General features: G+C 59.7%; 17 protein-coding genes. 8 read left to right on the top strand and 9 right to left on the bottom strand.

What is annotated here, in order from left to right:
• Positions 1-5 precede the first annotated feature (5 nt).
• Both BS629_RS20985 and BS629_RS20980 read left to right on the top strand, forming a co-directional pair.
• Positions 6-1,253: a nucleotidyltransferase domain-containing protein gene (locus BS629_RS20985; RefSeq protein ID WP_077988440.1), complete on the top strand. Its 1,248-nt coding sequence runs from the start codon at positions 6-8 to the stop codon at positions 1,251-1,253.
• A 3-nt stretch (positions 1,254-1,256) separates the two neighbouring features.
• Positions 1,257-1,931 (top strand): type II CBASS E2 protein, encoded by a 675-nt coding sequence (locus tag BS629_RS20980; RefSeq protein ID WP_483430742.1) that lies wholly within the window; start codon positions 1,257-1,259, stop codon positions 1,929-1,931.
• A gap of 178 nt (positions 1,932-2,109) precedes the next feature.
• Here BS629_RS20980 and BS629_RS38450 read toward each other — a convergent pair whose 3' ends face one another.
• Positions 2,110-2,628: a hypothetical protein gene (locus BS629_RS38450; protein WP_011651562.1), complete on the bottom strand. Its 519-nt coding sequence runs from the start codon at positions 2,626-2,628 to the stop codon at positions 2,110-2,112.
• A gap of 9 nt (positions 2,629-2,637) precedes the next feature.
• Positions 2,638-2,808, bottom strand: coding sequence for a hypothetical protein (locus BS629_RS38445; protein WP_158081460.1), 171 nt, complete (start codon positions 2,806-2,808; stop codon positions 2,638-2,640).
• A 442-nt stretch (positions 2,809-3,250) separates the two neighbouring features.
• On the opposite strand from BS629_RS38445, the gene BS629_RS20970 reads away from it, so the two are divergent.
• Positions 3,251-4,609, top strand: a complete 1,359-nt coding sequence (locus BS629_RS20970) for a hypothetical protein (protein ID WP_041936276.1) — start codon at positions 3,251-3,253, stop codon at positions 4,607-4,609.
• Between the two features lie 49 nt (positions 4,610-4,658).
• Here the strand turns inward: BS629_RS20970 and BS629_RS20965 are convergent, their stop codons facing one another.
• Positions 4,659-5,054 (bottom strand): hypothetical protein, encoded by a 396-nt coding sequence (locus BS629_RS20965; RefSeq protein ID WP_011651560.1) that lies wholly within the window; start codon positions 5,052-5,054, stop codon positions 4,659-4,661.
• A 191-nt stretch (positions 5,055-5,245) separates the two neighbouring features.
• Here BS629_RS20965 and BS629_RS20960 point away from each other — a divergent pair, with 191 nt between their 5' ends.
• The 4 genes from BS629_RS20960 (at position 5,246) to BS629_RS20945 (ending at position 9,082) form a co-directional block, all read left to right on the top strand.
• The gene (locus BS629_RS20960) at positions 5,246-6,007 is read left to right on the top strand and encodes a metallophosphoesterase (RefSeq protein ID WP_245315099.1); all 762 of its coding nucleotides are present in this window, start codon (positions 5,246-5,248) and stop codon (positions 6,005-6,007) included.
• Positions 6,008-6,671: 664 nt separating this feature from the next.
• Positions 6,672-7,382: a hypothetical protein gene (locus tag BS629_RS20955; RefSeq protein ID WP_129557784.1), complete on the top strand. Its 711-nt coding sequence runs from the start codon at positions 6,672-6,674 to the stop codon at positions 7,380-7,382.
• Positions 7,372-8,436: a pentapeptide repeat-containing protein gene (locus tag BS629_RS20950; RefSeq protein ID WP_041936274.1), complete on the top strand. Its 1,065-nt coding sequence runs from the start codon at positions 7,372-7,374 to the stop codon at positions 8,434-8,436. Before BS629_RS20955 ends, BS629_RS20950 begins: the two co-directional genes overlap by 11 nt.
• A 112-nt stretch (positions 8,437-8,548) precedes the next feature.
• Complete coding sequence (locus BS629_RS20945) at positions 8,549-9,082, top strand: hypothetical protein (protein WP_011651555.1); 534 nt, start codon at positions 8,549-8,551, stop codon at positions 9,080-9,082.
• A gap of 3 nt (positions 9,083-9,085) precedes the next feature.
• On the opposite strand, the gene BS629_RS20940 is transcribed toward BS629_RS20945, so the two are convergent.
• Positions 9,086-10,462, bottom strand: a complete 1,377-nt coding sequence (locus BS629_RS20940; protein WP_376775206.1) for an FRG domain-containing protein — start codon at positions 10,460-10,462, stop codon at positions 9,086-9,088.
• Positions 10,463-10,640: 178 nt separating this feature from the next.
• On the opposite strand from BS629_RS20940, the gene BS629_RS20935 reads away from it, so the two are divergent.
• Positions 10,641-12,650, top strand: a complete 2,010-nt coding sequence (locus BS629_RS20935) for a DNA cytosine methyltransferase (protein ID WP_077988438.1) — start codon at positions 10,641-10,643, stop codon at positions 12,648-12,650.
• Here BS629_RS20935 and BS629_RS20930 read toward each other — a convergent pair.
• The 5 genes from BS629_RS20930 to BS629_RS20910 form a co-directional block, all read right to left on the bottom strand.
• A complete protein-coding gene (locus BS629_RS20930) occupies positions 12,640-12,942 on the bottom strand; it encodes a hypothetical protein (RefSeq protein ID WP_011651552.1) in 303 nt (100 codons plus the stop codon). The genes BS629_RS20935 and BS629_RS20930 overlap by 11 nt on opposite strands.
• Positions 12,939-14,816, bottom strand: a complete 1,878-nt coding sequence (locus BS629_RS20925; RefSeq protein WP_011651551.1) for an AAA family ATPase — start codon at positions 14,814-14,816, stop codon at positions 12,939-12,941. Before BS629_RS20925 ends, BS629_RS20930 begins: the two co-directional genes overlap by 4 nt.
• Entirely contained in the window at positions 14,813-15,436 is a 624-nt protein-coding gene (locus BS629_RS20920) for a hypothetical protein (protein WP_011651550.1), read from the bottom strand. Before BS629_RS20920 ends, BS629_RS20925 begins: the two co-directional genes overlap by 4 nt.
• 129 nt (positions 15,437-15,565) lie before the next feature.
• Positions 15,566-15,742 (bottom strand): DUF3606 domain-containing protein, encoded by a 177-nt coding sequence (locus BS629_RS20915; RefSeq protein WP_065420956.1) that lies wholly within the window; start codon positions 15,740-15,742, stop codon positions 15,566-15,568.
• A gap of 81 nt (positions 15,743-15,823) precedes the next feature.
• Positions 15,824-19,696, bottom strand: coding sequence for an autotransporter outer membrane beta-barrel domain-containing protein (locus BS629_RS20910; RefSeq protein WP_077988437.1), 3,873 nt, complete (start codon positions 19,694-19,696; stop codon positions 15,824-15,826).
• Between the last annotated feature and the right edge of the window lie 187 nt (positions 19,697-19,883).

The raw sequence follows: 19,883 nt of genomic DNA, 5'->3' as shown, positions 1-19,883 counted from the left end.
ATCCGATGAACTATACGGATCCCGTCCTTCGCGAGATCGCCGCCTTCAGTCCGCTGGACGTCCTGCTCGCAGACATCGCTGTCCGCATTCAACTTACACCGACAGACCATCGTCTTGCCGTCGGCCACTACCATGCGATCCATCAATGGTTGGAACGAGACGGCAGTCCGCTCGCGGGCCTCATCGCGTCTTTTTACGCTCAAGGTGGGTTCTCGATCGGCGCGACGACGGCCCGACATGCGGAAGACGCCGACTTCGATATCGACGCAATGGTTCAAGTGACCATGCATCACGATACTGACCCTGAGGATGTTCTTTCGACGCTTCATACCGCTATCCGTGGCGAGCCTGGTTCGCGCTACTACGACAAGACGGAACGGAAGAGCCGTTGCGTCACGGTGAAGTACGACGGCCTACATCTGGACTTAACGCCTGCGGTTCTCATCCCGTCGCTCGAAGAAAGGACCAGCTTTATCTTCCACTCCAAGAAGACGGCGACCGGCTTCGACAAGGCACGGCTCGTCGCCAACCCGTGGGGCTTCGCCGAATGGTTTCTGAGGCAGACGCCGCCGGAAGCCGCGTTCGGCCAGTTCTTCGAACGGCAGTCCTTGGAGTACGAACGGCTCCGCTTCACGAAGGCGGAATCGGACGCCGATCCGGTCCCCGACCAGGATCCGGCTTACCGCAAGTCTCGGGCTGTGATCGCGCTCCAGCTCATGAAACGTTGGAGAAACCTCGCGTACGACGCACGCCATGCCACGCTGCGCCTGCCGCCGTCCGTCGTTCTCGCCCACTCCGTCGCCGTGAACGCGAACAGGACGTCGAGCCTGTCTGAGGAGTTGCTCCATCAGGTCGTCTCCCTGGTCTCGGCACTCGAAGCGGCCGAACGCAGGGGAATGACCTACAAGGCAGTCAATCCTGCATGTGACCCCTACGACGTCCTGACAGACCGATGGCCAGAGGATCTGAATTCTCAACGCATCCTCATCGACGAGCTGCGCGCCTTCGCGGTCGACATCCAGCGGCTGCGTAGCGGCCTGTCCATGCCGGAAATGCGCAAGACGCTGGAAAAGCTGTTCGGCGAACGGCCGGCAGCAGATTCAGTCCGCAAGTTTATGGACAATCAGGTGTCTGCAGATCGCAGCGGCGTTGCCGCACATATCCCGTCGACGGGTACCGTGGCCGCGGTGACGTCCATAGCGACCCCGACCTATGCCCGTCCCACCCCAAGAACCTCTCCCTGGGGAGACTGACAACTGGCGTGGTATTCGATCGCAGAGCAGGACACCCGTCTCCGTTCCGTCTATCCGGGATTTCGGTTGACGTTCGACGGTGGGTGGTTTGCGACCTGGGAAGGAACCCTCACCCCGATCGCTCAGTCCTATCGGATCTGGATCAGGTACTTCCCGGAGCTTCAGTGGGACGAAGTGACGTTGTCCCACCGCTATGCGACGGTAAAGGTTCTTGATCCACTAATCGCGCCCGACGTTCGAGGTACGGGCGAACTGACCCCGCATGTCTACAGGCATCGGCAGCCGCCGCACAGTCCCGCTCTGTGTGCGTGGGACCCGGTCGACGAACCATTCAATCCGACTGTCTACCTAGCAGACCATGTCATCCCTGCCGTTATCCGTTGGCTTGTCTTCTACGAGGACTGGCTCGACACGGGAGTCTGGAGAGGCGGCGGGAAACATCCCGATCCCGATGCCGGGATGTTAAGTCGGTCGAGTTTCTCGTCGGGCGGCGCGTCTCTGGAACCTCGACGTCTCGATGCCGTCCTCGAGCGTCGCGTGACCAAGGAAGCCGGTTCGGCGACTTCGGCTATGTCGATCAGCCGGGCGAGCTGGGGATTGTTCCCGAGCACCCTGGAACTTGTGCGCTATCGTTACCACCGCATCTTCGTTAACCGGTCGCCAGCACCCTTGATATGACGCCCAATCGTTAACAAATGGCGTCGTTTTTCCGGCCGGAGAGATCTACGACGATGATCATTTGGAATCGACCTTCAGAGACTATTGCTGGCTGGACGCGGATCTCGCTCACGCTCTTCAGCATAGTCACGGTTTCGGCTCGCCCGGCGTCGGCGGACGCCACGACGTCGGACGTGGCTCAAGGGAGCCGCTGCCTACGCGGGAGGAGGCCCTTTTGGATGTTTTCCATCTTGGCTTCAAGCCTGGCTGCTTCGGCGAGCGCAGCCGCAGCAAGGGCTTCAAGCCTCTCCTCATCGCGAACCCTGTTTATCTCTTCTACTTTTGCTCGATGAAAATTATAAAGGAGGCTTCCGGGTGGGTCTTCAGCGAAGCGGTTATGATTGCCAATCGCGAGAACGACGACGTGGTCATCGAACTGCATCAGGAACAGGAGTTCACTCGAACTCTTCTTTCCAAGATGCAAATGCATGATGCCGTAACGAGAAAGAACCGTGTCAGGTGGGTAGTTGTCGTCGATGCCGCTTCGATACGCCCACTTTGGCAGCGGCCTGCCCTCAGCGATCGCATCAACGATGTCGAGCACGTGGTCCTCCAGGTGAGGCTTTCCACGATAGTAGGATTTAGAATCGTAAAGGGGGGAGATAATAACTTCTAGTGGCTTCCTCTGGATGCGGGGAAGCTTCAGTGCGTCATTCATGTGAACACTTTAACGTCCGAAAAGAACTTTTCTACGTTCTTCACGGGTCATTTTCGTAATGTTAATTCCCCCACCCAACTTCGCGTCTTTCGCACTCGCTGCGATACGAAGCAGACGGTCGGTGTGGGTCTCTTTCTCTTCCTGAACATCGACAGGCATCTTAAGAAGAGCTGCTACCATTTCAACCACCTCATAATTCACGACAATTCATAACCGATTAGCGCGATCATTTCAATGCATTTCGAGGATCGCAGCCACCACACGGACCGAACGTGTAGATGCGCCTTAAGGTTCGAGCCGACAACCGAAAAACAGGTCGATATGAATTACCCATGTATGCATGCGTTCTCTTGACGTCAATGACGGCGCCACTCAATTCACCCGACCGCACAGGCTCCCTGTCGCCGGCTCCCTACACTCTGCCTGTGATCGCCCCGGAGCAGCATCTGGCTTTCAAAGGGTTCCGCCGTAATGCTTTCGTGATGACGACGAGATTTAGGGCCTTGACAACGTATTCGTAGATTCCGGTGCACAACTAAGGATTGGAGCTTTAATATGTGACGAGACTATTGCATCCATGACGCGATCATATTGAACTTTCGTGACTTATGGATGAGGGGCTATGAGTTACCGAGTTATACAACTTGACGATATGCTGGTTAACCGAGCCAACGATCGGCATGGTGAATTGGAAAACGAGACCGCCGCCATCGGATGGCTGTTTTCGCACCACCTCGGCCAGATGCGAAAGTTGGCCGAAGACATAGTTCGTTCTAAAGGACTGTACGAGCCGCCCCTTGTCTACCAGGAGGGATCGCATTTCGTCGTATACGACGGCAATCGTCGAACCACCTGCCTGAAGCTGCTCGCCGATTCAAAGCGAGCGCCAAATGCGGAACTACGCGAGTTCTTCGTCAACCTTCGAGTCGAGTGGACAGGCGCCTTCCCTGATCGGATCATGTGCCGCGTCGAAACCGACCGCGATGAGATCGACGAAATCCTCTACCGACGTCACACCGGAAGCCAGGGTGGGGTCGGCCAGAGCACTTGGGACGACCGGCAGAAGGCCACGTTCGTCAACAGGACCGGCAAAGGGGGGAAGCTCAACGTCGCCGACGAGATCGAGACCAGGCTGAAAGCCGCGGGCCTTCTCCCCAAAAAAGGGCGCATCCCTCGCAGCAACTTGAACCGGCTGCTATCGGGCGAAGCATTTAGAAACCGCGTCGGGATTTCCACGGCGAAGGGACGTTTCGAGTTTATCCGGACGGAAGAAGCCTCCTTGAAGGCACTCGCCCGTATTGCCGACGATCTTGCTCACCGCCGAAAGACGCTCGACGATGTGTGGGATGTCGACAAGAAGTCCGAGTACCTCAACGAACTCGACACGGAAGGCGTCCTGCCGACTGCGGCTGACCTTTTGACATCGGGACCGCTAAAATCGGCGAAGGCGGTGAAGACGGTAGGCCCTGCAACTGTTCCTTTGGCAAGTTCCGCACCGGGCAACGTGGTCTCCTTGGGAGCCTCACGTTCATCCAAACCTCCAAGACGAACCAAGCTGATACTGCATCACGACTACGGCATCGCGTGGACCGGACGCCTCCAGCGGCAGAGGTCCATCTGGGAGGAGCTTCAGTTCAAGCTGGACCTGAACGAACACCCGAATGCCATCGCGGTTCTGTGCCGAGTGCTGCTCGAGCTGTCCGTTGACAATTACATCAAGCAGACGAAGCTGACGACGGCGGCCGAAAACGACGCCCTCGTGAAGAAGCTAGTGGCATGCGCGGAAGATCTCAACACCCGTGGCAAGGTGGACAAGCGCTACGTCGAAGTCGTGAGAAAAGCGCGTACGATGGACGCTATTGTGTCCGTCGACACTCTCAACAAGTATGTTCATTCGTCGAACCTTGCGCCCACCGGCGAGCATCTTTGCGCACTCTGGGACACATTCTCAGAACTGGTCGTGAACTGCCTCAATGAATAGGCGGTAAAGATTCATGAAGCGCCGGCGCGGACACCATCGCCCTATCTTCCTAGGCAGCCTTTTCAAGATCGCGTTCGTCGAATAGGCCCGTAGACAACCATTGGACGGCACGTCTGACGGCGCGCTCGTACGAAAGACGTTGCCCCTCACCGATCCTCATGCCGAAATTCCATTCCGCATCGTCACAGATGAACTGCGTACCTTCTCCACGGTATCTGTTGATCGTCAATGTCCAACCGTCGTCACTTCCGGGACCGCTCAGCACGACGTCCCGCCTTGCGCCAGCTTCGGCGTAGGTGGCTACGTATCGCCAGAGATTGCCGGGACCGAAAGAAACATCGAACTCCTCCATTGCTTTTGCAACGAGAACACCGAACGACTCTTCGGCGACGTCCAAGAGTGACAGCGATATCGGTTCCACATGGTTGGAGGTCATGTCTGTCATCGCTTCGGTATCCCTCAAATTCGCTTGGTCGGTGCCGCCAACCTTTAATTGACACTCGTTGCGAAAAGCGCCGTGGTTTCATTAAAAGTCACCGAATATGCCAGCAAGTCAGTTTCAATTTGAGGCACGACATTCGCGCGCCGGAAACTTTTCGGCGCTATTGCTTGCCCTCAAGACCGAGAGGATGCCCTTTGAAGACCTATGTCATAGGCGATGTCCATGGCCGCGCCGACCTATTGAAAGCGCTGCTTTCCCATATCGAAGAAAACGATCCGAATGGCTGCGGCTACCGGGTCATCTTCCTAGGTGACATCATCGACCGCGGTCCGGATAGCATGAAGGCGATGGAGATGGTGGTGAGAGAACTCAACCAGAATCCGGAGAGCCGCCTGATCCTCGGTAACCACGAGGAATTCATGCTCCTCTTCCTGGACCGGCCAGACAAGCGCGAGATCGTCTTCGACCACTGGATGAGGAACGGCGGCCTGGCTGCCGCGGCGTCCTACGGACTGAACGTCGGCGGGCGATACGGCCGCATTGAGGAGGCTCACGAGTCCTTACTGGAACTTCTCCATCGGAGGCAGAACCACATAGACGCGATGCGACGGGCCGCTTCTCTGATCAACGACGGCGCCAACGTCTTCGTCCATGCCGGCCTTCGGCCGGGCGTCCCTTTCGAGCAGCAGACTACGAAGGATTTGCGCACCATCCGCTCGGGTTTCCTGGACAACGATTTCGACTTCGGCGCGATGGTTGTCCACGGTCACACGGTGACGAGCTCTGGTCTGCCGGAGATTCGCCGAAGCAGGATCGCACTCGATACCGGTGCGGGTGCAGGTGGATGCCTATCGATGATGATGGTCGACGACGACGGAGCGAGGACCTTCTTTCAGTCGGGTTCGGCCCGCGAGGTCGTGAAGGTCGAACTTTCCCAACGGCCGGACGAACCTTGACGCTTTTGCAGGATTCACGTGCCACGAAACGCCAATCTAACAGAGGGACAGGGACACCGCCCGCATGGTCGCCGTCTTCGCGATGACGGCCTTGATGTCCATCGCAGCGAACTGGACGGCGGACACCCCAGCGACGAAACGGCAGAGGGAGTGGTTCGTCCATGTGCGTGCTCGCGATCCTGAAGCTCCGGAATCTAGAAAACTTGCCCGACATGTCCCTAGGGACGTACTGGCCTGCCGCTGGATGCGCTAAACGTATCTTCACCCGCTCAGCGAAGCGCTGGTGGGCATCCTCATGATCGCAGGTCCTCTTGGCGTATGGTCGACGCTTGGCTCGATTTCCAGCTCGCCTCCGAGACCCGCCGCCCCGAGCTTCGCGTTGGCAACGTCGAAGGGAAGCAGGCTGTACACGAATCCTGCCGTACATGTGAACCAAGCGCGCGCCTGCTTTGTAGAGCGCGGCACGGTTCGGAGCGAAGGCCGGCGTCTCGTTCCAAGACGCGCCATGCTTCTAACAACCCACATCCCCTAAAATTCGGCTGCTTTTCCAAAAGCATTAAAAGTGCGAATACAACTGTCGCACTTCATGGATTCGGAGCCGCTCAACTTGTCATTCCGAACTGAGAATAAGAACGCGTTTCGCAAGATCGTCGATCTGCACACTATGGTCGAACGGCTGGAGGGAGACGGCAGGCACGCGATAAACGTCCACCTGGGCATCTATTGCGACGAGATTGAGCTTGAGGGGGCGGTTGTGGAGGTCGGCCTTAAAACAGCGTTCGTTTCGGTTGAGGCAGAAGGACTGGAGATCGATCAAGGTTCGAAATACGGCGAGATGGCTTTCCCTGCGAAGATCGGCGTCGATCACACGGTCATGGAGACATTGAGCCGGGCCATCGAAGATTCGGCCGCCGTCGAGGCGACGATCCAGGGAAGTCTTTCGCCCCTCAAGGCCGGGGTAGAGGTATCCGCGAAGGGGCAGTTGTCCGGTAAGCAAACCGCTGGCTACACCCTCTCGGATTCCCGCGTCGAGACCCGATCCTTTCAATTCGTCGAAGCTATCGGAGAAGATCGCTGGAAGCTTCATCCCGAGAAGGAATTGCTTCACGGAAAGTTTCTCCATGGGCAGACCCTATGCGAGACAACGGTTGCGCAAGGCAGGCCTAACCGTCGGGGCGTTGCAGTCTCGGTCAATGTCAGGAAACGCGACGTCGAGGTGAACCTTGTGACGGATACGCGGGTTGTGAAGTTCCCGAAGACGAATCGTGAGAAGATGATCGCTCTGCTTATAGCGAAGAGCCTGTCACGCGCGTCCCCGTCGTCGAGGGCAGAGAGCATTCTCCTGTCCTCGTCGGAGAGCTATGATGAAGAGTAGCGTGTTCCTGACGGACGACCTGTCGGCGGCAGACCTCGCGGCGATCGAGACGATGGCCACAACAGCCGATTCCAGCTTTGCAAACCTCGTGAAAATCGGGGGCTTCGACCCCAAGGTAGACTTCAGATATGGGAACTTCCGCGGCATGGACCTCGGCGATGCCGATCTTCGAGGCTTCGACTTCACGGGCGCCGACCTACGGGAGGTTTCCGGCGAATGCACCATCGATAGCACCACGATTTTGGACAGCGCCTTGCTGGACGGCGCCTCTTTCCTCACTCCCCCCCTTGCCCAGAAAGGCTTGGACATAGAAATCTATGAAGCCCTCAGGGGTTCTTATTGGACGGATCAGATCATAGTCCTCGAGCGAGAACTTAAGCGACAAGATTTGCCGGCGTCCAGCAAGCTTGCCACTGCATCCGCTCTCTACGCGCTGGGCAAGGACAGCTTCATCCGGCGCACGGCGATGAGGGCAATGTCGAAAATGATGACCGCCGGACAATTTCTCCAGTTCGTGCGCGATGAGCTAAAGAAGGGGAGCCACAGCCCGATCGAGGTGTTGAGTTCGGCTCTTCATATCGTAGATGAACTTTACGAAGCGGCGCCTTCCGATTGTTTGCGGTTTCTGATGCAACTTCTTGACGGAGGGGAGGCGTTCGAGACGATCGCGGCGGCGGCTATCGCACGGAACATTCGAACACAGGATATTCCCCGGATGGCGGCGGTGATCAAGCGAAGGAGTAGTGCGGTCATGAGGAAGTCTTTCATCGCCGCCTTGGCTGCGAGGCTAAGTCCGGTGCATGCGATGATGGTCCGGAACCCTATCACAAACGACACTTTCGATTTTGATACGAGACTGTCGGACGACGAGTTCAAGAGTGTCACGCGTGCCGTGACCCGTCGCGTCAGATCGGAGTCGCTTGATCGTTCTGGCGCACCAAAACCGTTCTGTGAAATCTTGGGCTACCCGAGCAAGGAGGCGGTCGTCGCCATCCGTCTCATGGAATTCTATGAAGGGCTCGCTCTGACGGGAATTTCCGTCTCGGTACCATAGTGACAGGGCCGTAATCAGGCGCTCACAGTTAATACCAACCGATGGGACTAATAGGCAAAATTTTCCCTGAGAAAATCAGCATCCACCAGCGGAGCCGGAATGGGAGAGGCGGATGGCGCAAGTAGGTTACGACAGTCTTGAAGGCGTCCTTAGGCTCACCAGCGCCGGAGAAAGAGAACTCGACCCATTCGTGGTCGAAGTGCTGACCTATCACGCCGCGCTCGAACTCGAGATGGACCATCTCATCGCGAGGATGCTTCCACGTCCGGACCGCCTCCAAGGTGGCGGGCTCGGGTTCAAGCACAAAATCTCGGTCATCAATGCGGCATGGCGTGGGCGACCCGAAGATGGAGATCTGCTCGCCGACGCGCTCACCAGGTACAACGACCTGCGCAACGCGGTCGCTCACGCAGATCAACACAAAGGAGTCGAACGGATATTCTCGGCCTTGAGCGCGGCCGGCACACTCATCAACCCCGACCAGGCCGTGAACCCTACCCCGTACGACGTCGCCGTCAGCATCTGCGCGTTCATGGGTGAGGATCCGGGCGGGCGGCGACTTCTTCGAACCCTGGGCGAGTTCGACGACGTGATTAACTCCCATCTTCCGACGGCTTTTGAAAGGAGCGCTGATGACGATACCTAGCGTTCAGCGAAACGACAACTCATGCTTCCTGGCAATTTCCGCCGTCGTCTTCTCGATGCCGGGGTATATCGTGCTCGACTTGATATTGAGCTTGGCGAGGTCCTGCAGGATCGCGCCCTTATTCCTTATCGTCATGCGCTGCACGTTAAGGGAGCTGTAGCCGGTCTCGGGCAGAACTGAATCCTTCCCAAACAGCAGGAAGGCGCCGGATTGAGACGTGATCCTTTCGTTCGTGCTGCGCCCTCGGACGAACATGATCCTCTCGAGGTCCGTCGGCTCGATCCGAGCCTCGAAATACGGCTTGTCCCGTCGGATGAAATGCAGGAGCTTCTTGCATTCGTCGGTCTTGTTGAATGCCCTCGCCTTCGCGGTCGTGTCCAGCGCCTCCTTCTCTGCCTCGGTCATCAGAGCAAGGTTTGCGATGCAGCTCACGGTGTCGGAATCGAAGAAGCGGACTTCGCGAGTCTTCGTTGAAAGCACGATGACTTCGCCGTCGACCTCGTGACCGTCTGCGTCCACCTTAGCGTCCGCGCAGCAGAAGTAGAGGGCAACCAAAGGATTCGAGGTAACGTCGAGCAGTCGCGTAGGAAGCCCGTAGTGCTGCATCCTCACGAGCTTGTCCAACATGTACTCGTCGCTCGAGAAGGCCGTAGCCTGAGCTGTAAGGAGTTCCCGGACGATGGTCTCCTCCTTCCTAAGATAGCGCCAGTCGCCGCCGTCGTTCTTTCGGAAGAGCGACGGGATCAACTTGTAGCGCCGGTCCGAATGTCCCCGATAGAAGATCTCTTCGTCAGCTTCGGATGGAAGGCCAAGCACGTGCTGCATGAACTCGATAAGGTTCGTGATGATGGGTAGCGCCGGCTCGTCTTCCGGAAGATCGGGCGACTCCGGCGGCGGAGTGCCTGGCGGAGGCTCGGCGTCACCTGCGGCCGGCTCAAGAAGGCCAGCGTCACGCAACGATAACTCCAAGTTCCCCGACTTGACCGCCCAGTGCGTTCGAGAGATCTCCCAGTTCCCTAGGTCAAATAGCTGCTCGAAGAGGGAGCGGTTCGCGACGTCGACCTCGCCGAAGTTCTGATCGATGCGAAACTGATAGGCGATGTCCCTGCCGACGATCCTGATGCCCCAGACCCGACCGACACGGATCCTGACGAACTGGCGCTTTTGCGGACCGGTCTGGAGTTCGCTCATGAACACGGTCGGTAGCTCGGAGAGAAACGATACGACGGCGGACCCGATAGGTTTCAACCGCTGCTCGACCTCATCCTCGGTATACTCAAGGTAACGGGAGAGCGGAAATGTAGCTTCGTGGTCGGACCCCACATCCACGTCCCAGTCGTCGTCGTTGCCGGCCATCAGCAGGTTGTACAAATCGCGCATCCTTATTCGATCTCGCGGTTGTAGACGCCGCAAAAACGCGACGCAATAAGCGCTAATCGTGAGATTTGGACGACCGCCAATAATTTGAGGTTGTAAACAATTTTAATGACACGCTTGCCGGTTCGGCAACGAATGTCCCGATATGACACGTGGGAATTTCACATGCGAGACATTGCGGATGAAGGATTTGAGAAGCGAAGCCCTCAGCAAGGCGAAGAAGGCGATCCGGAGCCTTCAACAGCAGATGTCCGACCGCCTGTTCAAGATGGCCCACGAAGTCGAAGGACTGCTTGAGCATCTGTCGCCGAAGGATGTGGTACACTTTCTTCATGCCGGCTGCGAAATGGATGTCGCCGAGGCAGGCACATATGTGAAGGTGACGAAGACTTTGAAGAGCTCCGAGGAGTTGCTTCGCGAAGCACGCATCCAGTTTCCAGTCCTGAAAGCTTTGGCGGCATCGGACGACGAAGCGCGGAGCGAGGCCATTTCCCGGATTGCCGGTGGCGCAACATTGGGTGTGAGGGATGTGTCCGCCATCCGGGCCAATCTTCGGAATAGGAAAAAGACGTTCGCGGAGCAGTATGCCACGGCCGGCTTCCAGAGCTCGTCGAAGGCGGCGCGTCGAAGAGCGGTCGATAACGTGCGCGTAGTCGACAAGGCTGCCACGGAACTCCTTGCCCTCCTCCACGCATACCGCCCGAAGAGTATAACCGACGAGCAACGCTCGGACGCCCATGCGAACATCCGAGCGTCAGCAGCAGCTCTTCTTCCGAACTTCATCTCTGCCTATGGCACGTATGACATTCCTATCGCGGACATTCTCAGGATGCCAATGCACGCGAGCGAACGCTACCTGGCTCTCGCCAATGCCGCGATCGACGCTCTGGCCAAAGGACGCTTCGGTGGCGAGTTCGGGCTTGCGCTCGACAGATCCAGCCTTGAAGCGCAATGGTCGACCAACTTCCAGGAGTGCATCCAGCCGATCACGTCGACCGTCGCGCCCGACATATTCGACATCGTGACGGAAGAGCCGGCTCCGCTGACTAGCCTTCCCACCCAGAAGCTGAACGTCGTCGAGTTATGCGCAGGTGCGGGTGGAATGTCTCTTGGCCTCGAAGACGCAGGGTATCATCCTCTCGCCCTCTTCGAGTTCGACAAGCATGCCGTCGCGACGCTGCGGTTGAATCGGCCGCTCTGGAACGTGGTCGAAGGCGACATCCGCCAAGTGGACTTTACGGCCTATAGGTCTGTGGGAGTCGATCTCCTCGTCGGAGGCCCGCCTTGTCAGGGCTATTCCATAGATGGCAAAGGCCTCGGCAAGGACGACCCCAGGGATCTGTTACTCGAATGTGCGCGGGCGGTGCGCGAGATGCTACCTCGGGCATTCGTCTTCGAGAACGTGGTCGGGCTCCTGAATGCTAGACACGCAGACCATCTTGGCAACTTCCTCAAACAGTTGAAGAAATCTGGCTACGCCGTTCAAATCGTTCGCATGGAAGCGGAAGACTACGGCGTGGCCCAAGAACGGACCCGGATGCTCTTCGTGGGATTGCGTCAGGGGGCCATGAGCGCCTTCCGCGCTCCACCGACGTTCCCTCACTGGCGCTCGAACCTGGGCGATGTCCTCGGAGACCTCATGGCCGCCAACGGCTGGACGGGCGCCAAGGATTGGGCGGAAGCGCGCCGCAACCATTTGGTCGTTCGCAACGGCATCGAACTACGAGGCGCGCTGGCCTCGACAGTGGTCGGGCGAAAGGGAGGCTCTCGAGAGAAGGAAGCCGCGCGGTGGGCAAAGAAGGGCATCGACATCGCCACCGTCGCCGACGCCGCGCCGACACAGGAGGAAGCTGACAAGTGCGGCGCAGGGTTCCTGCCTCAACTTACGCTTCGGATGCGTGCCCGGCTTCAGGGCTTCCCGGATTACTGGGACTTCGTGGGCGGTAAGGATTCGACCGCACGCCAGGTCGGAAATGCGGTTCCTCCTGTGATCGGTCAGGCAATCGGGCTTGCGGTGCGCTCGGCTTTGACCGGGAAGCGATTTGACTATTCGGTCATGCTGCGGGAGCGAGGCTGCATCGAAGAGCCATTTGGACAGCGCTTCATCGATGCTCCTCCTATCGCCCCGGATTTTCGATCGACGGACGTCGCGGAGTTAGGCGTATCAGCGTCCGCTGAGATCAGCGCGTGACACGACCCATTACCTCCGCCAGAGTTGGCGGAGGATCGGCCAGGATATCCAGAAGATCATCGAACGAAATCAGGCAGATTTCACCCTCTCCGTATACGTCGATAAACCGTGGCGTACCGGAGAGGGCGTCGACGGACATCGTGAGCAGTGCTCTCCTCGCCTGTCGGATCGGCGCGGCGTCGCCACCGACGTCCTTCAGCACTTGGGCGATCAACTCCTTGCGGCCTGCCAGCACCTTGCTCTTCAGGCCTTTGACGACGAGCTTCCAGGAAGATTCCTTCGCCCCTGTCATGACGACCTCTCCCGCAGCTTCGCCGACATCATCTGCTCGACGTCCTTCCCATCGAGACGGCCCTTGGCGGCCAGTTGCGACGCCACCAATTCAATGACGCCGACATGTTCCTCGACGATGGTTCGCGCGCGCTTCCACTGCTTCAGGAGAACCTTTTCCACCCGCTCGCGCACGGCAGGAATTCGGCGGCGAAGTTCCTCAAGGTCGGCAGACGAGCTTGCCCGGAAATACCCCAGCGATTCACCCATCCCGAGCTGAACCTCCATAACCGTCGCGAGGTCCGTAGCCTTGTGGATATCCGAGCCCTCGCCGCCCGATCCTTCGAACGCCGATCCAAGAATGACCTCTTCCGCAAGTCTTCCTCCCAGCAGCATCGCGATCTGGCTCAGGAAAGTCTGTCGATTTCGCTCGACGTCGCCGTCGAGAACGAAGTGCGCAAAACCGGCGGCGGATCCGGTCCTTGGGACGTCGCGGGCGATCACGATGGAATCCAACCTTCCGACCGCAACGCGAATGCCGACGATCGCGTGGCCGGCCTCGTGCACGGCCACCGTTCGCCGCCGCTCTCCCTCGATTTTCAGCGCGGGCGGCAAGACCTGCAGCGCAAGCGAGGCCGTGATCTCCGATCGTTCCCTCCTCGCCCGCCGACGGATATCGCGTCCAATCCGTTCAAAATCGGCGCCGCTGAGGCCGGAAGTGGCGCGGACGATCGTTTCAATTTCGCCCTCGGGCATATCGTTGCGGATGTATCGACGGCAGAGAGATCTTCTGGTTTCCGCGTCCGGCAAGGGAATCGCGATGTGTCGGTCCAGCCGGCCGGCCCTAAGGAGGGCCGGGTCGATTTTCTCCGGGAAGTTGGTTGCTCCGACCAGCACGACGCCTTCGAGGCGATCATACCCATCGACCAGTTCGAGCAGTCCGTTCACCACCTGGCTGGAGTACTGGGCGTTGTCGCCCTTGAAGGTGGCCCTGTCACCAACGCTGTCGAGTTCGTCCAGAAAAAGGATGCATGGCTTCTTTGCAGTGGCCTCCTGAAAACTCTTGCGCATGGCGCCCAGCATGTCGCCGAGATGCCCCGCTGATTGCCACCGGCTTACGGAGGTCGCGACCACCTCGACGCCGCAGCTACGTGCGAGCGCCGAGGCGAACAGCGTCTTACCCGATCCCGGAGGCCCGCTGATGAGAATTCCGCGATCGACCTCCGACCATGGGATATCTGCGCTCTGCCACGCACGGATATCCTCCGCCAACGCCAATCCCCACTCGCGGGCTTCGCCATAGCCTTCCAGCTCGTCGAGGCCGGGACCTGCTGTGGGGATGTCGGACGAGAGATGCGCAGCCTGGAGCCGCTTCAGAACGAGCTCGGTCGAACGTCCTGCGCGCATCGAAGCGAACACGGAGGCAAGGGGATATTCGAGGAGCCTGGTCGCCTCGCCGATATCCAGCAGCCTCCCTTCGACTTCCTTGGCGGCCGAAACGAGATGGAAGGGCCGCACCGATCGCACGTCGACAATTCTGTCTGCGGCCGCAACGATATGGATCGGCACCTTAATACCCAGAGGCCAGAGAATGACGAGTGGACGCCCCAGAACAAGAGCGTCGTCCAGCGTCTTGACGTCCAGTAGGCCCCTCCGGGTGACGTCGGCTCTGATAACCAGAAAACCAAGAAGATTGGGGTTGCTTTTTACTAGCCGGCCTGCCGCGGCTTCATAGGCTCTTTCGTCTGCCTGCGGAGGCAGTTTCAAGATGATGACCGTTTGGCGAGTGGTAGCCCCATTCAAGAAAGCGCCCGCGAGCCGCATCGCGGCCTTCAAGGCGACGCCGTAGGTCGCCGAGGCGATGGTGACCTTGGAGGTAGTGCGCCCGAGGTTCATCGCGCCACCTCGTTGCTGGAGCGACGGATCAAGGTGTCAGGTCCGATCGGCGCCTCGTCCAGATCCATAGAGATGAACCGATGAAGGGTCATCCATGCGATCGCCGTCAGAGGAGGCACTTCCCGGAAAAGGTTGAACGTTTCGCCGACCGTAATAGAACCGGCCTCGCTAAGGGCGGCCATCAGTCTCACTCTGTCGTTCAGTGGCGTTCGAAACCGCGCGTAACGGAGCAAGTCCTTCGCATTCTGGAGGCGATGTCCCGAATAGATTTCCCCCAGGGTGACGAAGCGGTGCCGGCGCTTCATGCAAGCGATCGTCTCCGTCACCGCGGGATCACCAAGGAACTCTGCGACGTCAAGGAACTCGCGCGTTCCGTCGAAGTGGTCGACCATGAAATCAACCACATGCACTCGATCATCGACGTGAGCGCCGAAGCAGAGGCAGGACCAGGCGACGACGGTTTCGTCGACGTCCAGCAGACAACCAAGGTCTCGCGCGATCTGGCTTCTGAAAGCGGGGCGATCCGGGCAGCGGACGGTGGCTAGGGGGAAGTAGGTGTTCTGTGACGCTTCGCGAAACGCGGCGTCGAGAATGGAGTGGTCAGCAGCACGCTTTTCCATGTTCGAAAATCCAACACACGATGATACCAGCCGCGGGAACGGCGTTCAGTGTCAACCAGTGGTGGATATTCGAAGATCGTGTTCCATATGGGAACATATAGAGAACACCATGATCGATGTCAACAGAGATCAGTGTCGGCTGATTTCCGCCTCGACCTTCTTGCGAGAGTTCCCAGCACTCTTGACGGCCTTCTTGACCGTTTCCTTTGAAACGCCTTCCTTCTTCGCTTCGTAGCGGACCTCGTGATCCTGTCCGCCAGCGACCTTCGCGCGATCCAGAGCACGGCCTCGGGAAGTGGTTGCCATCTTCATTTCTCCTAATGATATCGATCACCGGGAAACGGACGTCGATTCGAGAAGTTCCGGGAGCGATGAAAGGCCCCTCTTCTACCAGTTGACCCTCAACCCGAGCTTGCCGTTCCACGCGTAGTTGTCTCCATCGAAGGACGTGCTGAAGTTGACGTTCCCATACAGGGACGTGTTGTTCGACACCTGTCGGGTCGCTCCGAGGCCGAGCTCGATCCACGTCTCGTCGAGGTTCGACGAGAACGGGACGAACCCATCGGACGAAGAGACTTCCGTCTGTGCTTTCGCCGTAAACTCATGCCAGACATTGACCCTGCCCCAGACCGTCGCCAGCCGGGCCGGGTCCGTCGCGGTCGCCTCCTCCGCCTGCCATGTCCGGGCAACGCGAGCGCCGATCCGGCCGACAAGCGAGTTCAGATTGTCGTAGCGGACGTCGGCGGCGCCGTCGTTGAAGTCGTCCATCCGGATCGTCTGCCATATGATCTGCGCCTGCGGCTCGAACTGCCAGCCGTCGCCCAGGTCGAAGGGATATCCGCCTTCGAGAGAAGCGGCGAAACCGAAACCGTCGATGCTCTGGTCGGGGAAGCCGATCTGGGTCGGCCGGTTGGAATGCGTCGTCACGTCGTACCAGGTTGCCTGGAGCACGCCATCGAGATACCAGCCGTTCTCGCCGAACCGCGTCCAGTAGCCCCCAACCGAGAAGGCGTTGAAGTCGCTGTCGCCCGCGTCGCGCTCCGTCGTCAGCAGGTTCTGCGTGACGTCCATTCGACCGTGGCCGTACGCCAGATACATGCCGGCGTGGTCGGTGATCCCATCCTCCTCCTCGCGGTAGAAATCCATTCCGCCCTGCATGGCACCAAACCTGTAGTCGAACTCCGGCGCGCCGTCGTAGACGCCTCTGGCGTCGCCGTCGCGATGACCCCACTGGCCGATGCCTCGCAGCCAGACGCCGTTGAAGTTCTCGTCCTCGCGTATATCCGTGCGTCCCTTGAGCTGCTCCTCCTCGCCGACGCGCTCATGAAGGGTGTCGATGATGTGTCTGCCGTAAATCGCGGCCATGGATGGAATTGCCGCATAGAGCGAGACTTCCGGGCGATAGATCGGCGTTGGATCCGGTGGGCCGTCGAGCTCGGAACGAAGATACCAGTTCTCCGAACCTGAGCCGTCGACGCTGCTCCGGAAGAGCAGGTAGTCGTAAGGCCCTGCGGCTGCGGGCGCGGCGAGATAAAACGCCGTCGGGTCGGTCACGCCTCCGTTGATCGCGTCGACGACGAGAATGCCGTTGCCCGTCGTCAACGCTCCGCCGCCGGTCGTGTTGGAGATGATGAGGCCACTGGAACCGGTGGCCGATCCGCCGTCGATGACGAGGCGGTCCGACGGGGAACCGTCCGTGTCCAGATAGGTGTTCAACCCGATGTTGCCATCCTCGCCGACGTAATCGACGACAGTCAGCGTCATGTAGCTGGCGAGCAGCGTGGGATCGCCCGTCGGGGCGGAGAATTGGATCAGACTAGGGTCGTTCAGCAGCGTCGTGAGGTTTGAGCTGCCCGTCATGTTCCAGAGGCTGTCGTCCTCAAGAACAAGATTGGATACGCTTCCCGGCGCTGTGAACGCTGCGCCCGTCACTACGGAGCGAGACAGCGTCACGTTGGCGAGGCCGGGCACCACCGGCAGGGCCGCCGGGGGGGTGAACACCGGGGAAGTTTCCAGTCCTTCCGGGTCGGTTACGCCCCCGAGACCAGCGTCGGGCACGGTCAGGGGCTGGAAATCGGCGATCGTCCCGACGCTTAGCCACTGCCCGCTCGACGAAACGACGGAGCCGGTCAGCGAGACGACGCCCTCCCCGCCTATCGCGATCGCCGGGCCGTCGGCGTTGCTCAGCCGGCTCGCGTCGAACCGGGCCTCGGAGACAAAGCCCGCGGCTCCGGCGACATATAGCGCGTAGGAGTCACTCCCTTTCGCCTCCACCGAGGTCCGCAACCCGTTCACAAGCCCGCCACCCTCGGCGAGAGCCCCGTGCGACGCCGTACCCTCGGTAGTCACAGTGGTGTCGATAAGGTTGATCTCGCTGCCGTTGTCTCTCGAGTGCAGTCCAGACGACCGGTCGCCTTGGGTCAGAATGACCGAATTGCGAGCGTCGATGCTGGCCGACATGATCGATCGGAGACCGGAGGCGAGGTCTCCATGGGTGGTGAGCAGCGAGTCGTCGAGCAAGATGGTCGAATCGGCAGGAAGAAAGTGCTCGACCGCCATCGCCCCGTGCGCCCCCGTTCCGAAGGTCTCGACGACGAGGCGCTCGCCGACGATGCCTGCTGGAAACTGTGGCCCCGACTGCTCGACCGTGGAATAGAGGCCAATGCTCGTCGTCCCAAGGGTGGTGATCGAGTTGCGGTCCAACAAGATGACTCCGCCATCGTCTGCGACCACTCCCATGGCGGTCAGGCCTTCAGTCCGTACGGAAGTTCCGTTGGCTCTCACGATCCCTCCTGGATTGCGGGCTGCAATGCCATGTGGGTAGGCGCTCAGGCGCACGGAGTCTCCAGTCGTAACGATCGAACCGCCGTTCAGGGTTATGTTGCCCCCTAGGTCGGCAAGGACACCCATCGCGTTGTCCGGCCCGGCAGTCGAGAAGGTCACGTTGTTGGCGACGACCGTGGCGTTTCCGGCCGCAAGCGCGGGAGCGTCCCGCCCCGTCGTCGTCGAGGATCCTCCCGTCATCGTCACCGTTCCGCCATCTCCGACACGAAGACCATATCCAATCGCACCACCACTCCTGACATTGCTGTCCGTGAGGTCGATGGAAGACCCTGCTCCCTGGACATTGACCGCTGTCGAGTTCGCTGAAAACAGGCTGCTGTCGGAAAACGAGGCTTCCCCGCCGTCGAACACGAAGGCAGCGTTCGCGCGGGTTCCGGAGACCGATATGGCCGTGCCTGTCACAGTGGCCGTCGAACCCGCGTCCTGAACGGAGAGACCGTTCCCCCTCTGCCCCGTGGTGTCCACCGTGCTGTTCGTCAGACGGAGGCTCCCGCCCGATAGGACTCGGGTGGCGGACGAAGGATCGCTGTCGGCCTGCGAATTGCTGCTGGTGTTGATGGTCGCGCCCGTAAGTGCGACGACGCCCCCATTCTCGGCGCGGGCGGCACTTGCAAACAGGCCCGACGTGCCGAGCGTGACATTTGCACCGTCGATCCGGCTGCCCGATCCGGTCGCGATGAGCGCATGGCTGCCGGTGACGGGCGTCGTAGTTAGATCCTGCACGCCCGTTGTCGTTACCTGCGTGCCGCCGCCGATCACGACACGTCCACCGTCCGCCGCCTGGACGCCAAAGGAGCCACGGGAGGCGGTCGAGACCGTGCCGCCCGTGAGCGTGACGGTGCTTCCTGATCCCGTCGCGGTGACGGCATGGTTCGCGATGCCGTTGGCTGCGCCCCTCGTCGAAATGGCGGAGTTCGTGAAGTTCGCCATGCCACCGTTCTGTGCGAGCACGGCAAGATTGTCGTTGACCGTCGTCGCCCCGGTTCCGAGCGTGATCGTCAAGCCGGTGGCGCTGATGTTGCTTCCGAAACCGTCGGAAATCACGCCTCTTTGGCCCGTCCCTGCCTGAGACGTGATGATGGTACTGCCGCTCAGCTCGACGGCAGCTCCGGACAACGCCTGCGCGCCGACGAAGGTCCTCGGTACGACACCGGGACCGAGCTGCACCGTTATACCTTGGGCGGTAATGGTCGCACCAGCATTTCGGGCGTCCAGCCCCGGCACGGCCGCCTGCGATACCGTGATGCTGGAGCCCGCCGTCACGGTGCAGGAGGTTCCGTCGACGAAGACCGGTCCGGCCGCGCACGTCTGCGCGGCGGCGCCGTAGGCGTCGAGGAACAACGCCATCCCCGCAAATAGTGTCGCCAGTCCGACGTGGCGCCCGACCGACGCCGACAACCATCGGTAAATGCGCATCGCTGCTCCCCTCCCATGATTCGCGCAAAGCTTGCCAATCGGCACGCAGGGAGGGAGGCATGTAACAGTAACAACTCAGGCTACATCAGCCATCCGGCCGCGGTTGGCGACCGCCAGCAAGAAAGGCGGAATCCGCCTGTTGCGATCGGCCGCCCTTACTGCTGGAATTGATGCACCCTGGCGAACA

Origin of the sequence: Rhizobium leguminosarum bv. viciae USDA 2370 (assembly GCF_002008365.1) — a bacterium.
In the GTDB taxonomy this organism is placed as follows: Bacteria; Pseudomonadota; Alphaproteobacteria; order Rhizobiales; family Rhizobiaceae; genus Rhizobium; species Rhizobium leguminosarum.
This window is presented reverse-complemented; position numbering and strand designations above follow the sequence as displayed.

Bases quoted from the DNA above. Each gene is read 5' to 3' on its own strand.
- BS629_RS20985 (WP_077988440.1), top strand. From the start codon at position 6: ATGAACTATACGGATCCCGTCCTTCGCGAGATCGCCGCCTTCAGTCCG.
- BS629_RS38450 (WP_011651562.1), bottom strand. From the start codon at position 2,628: ATGAATGACGCACTGAAGCTTCCCCGCATCCAGAGGAAGCCACTAGAA.
- BS629_RS38445 (WP_158081460.1), bottom strand. From the start codon at position 2,808: ATGGTAGCAGCTCTTCTTAAGATGCCTGTCGATGTTCAGGAAGAGAAA.
- BS629_RS20970 (WP_041936276.1), top strand. From the start codon at position 3,251: ATGAGTTACCGAGTTATACAACTTGACGATATGCTGGTTAACCGAGCC.
- BS629_RS20965 (WP_011651560.1), bottom strand. From the start codon at position 5,054: ATGACAGACATGACCTCCAACCATGTGGAACCGATATCGCTGTCACTC.
- BS629_RS20955 (WP_129557784.1), top strand. From the start codon at position 6,672: ATGGTCGAACGGCTGGAGGGAGACGGCAGGCACGCGATAAACGTCCAC.
- BS629_RS20950 (WP_041936274.1), top strand. From the start codon at position 7,372: ATGAAGAGTAGCGTGTTCCTGACGGACGACCTGTCGGCGGCAGACCTC.
- BS629_RS20945 (WP_011651555.1), top strand. From the start codon at position 8,549: ATGGCGCAAGTAGGTTACGACAGTCTTGAAGGCGTCCTTAGGCTCACC.
- BS629_RS20940 (WP_376775206.1), bottom strand. From the start codon at position 10,462: ATGCGCGATTTGTACAACCTGCTGATGGCCGGCAACGACGACGACTGG.
- BS629_RS20935 (WP_077988438.1), top strand. From the start codon at position 10,641: ATGAAGGATTTGAGAAGCGAAGCCCTCAGCAAGGCGAAGAAGGCGATC.
- BS629_RS20930 (WP_011651552.1), bottom strand. From the start codon at position 12,942: ATGACAGGGGCGAAGGAATCTTCCTGGAAGCTCGTCGTCAAAGGCCTG.
- BS629_RS20925 (WP_011651551.1), bottom strand. From the start codon at position 14,816: ATGAACCTCGGGCGCACTACCTCCAAGGTCACCATCGCCTCGGCGACC.
- BS629_RS20920 (WP_011651550.1), bottom strand. From the start codon at position 15,436: ATGGAAAAGCGTGCTGCTGACCACTCCATTCTCGACGCCGCGTTTCGC.
- BS629_RS20915 (WP_065420956.1), bottom strand. From the start codon at position 15,742: ATGGCAACCACTTCCCGAGGCCGTGCTCTGGATCGCGCGAAGGTCGCT.
- BS629_RS20910 (WP_077988437.1), bottom strand. From the start codon at position 19,696: ATGCGCATTTACCGATGGTTGTCGGCGTCGGTCGGGCGCCACGTCGGA.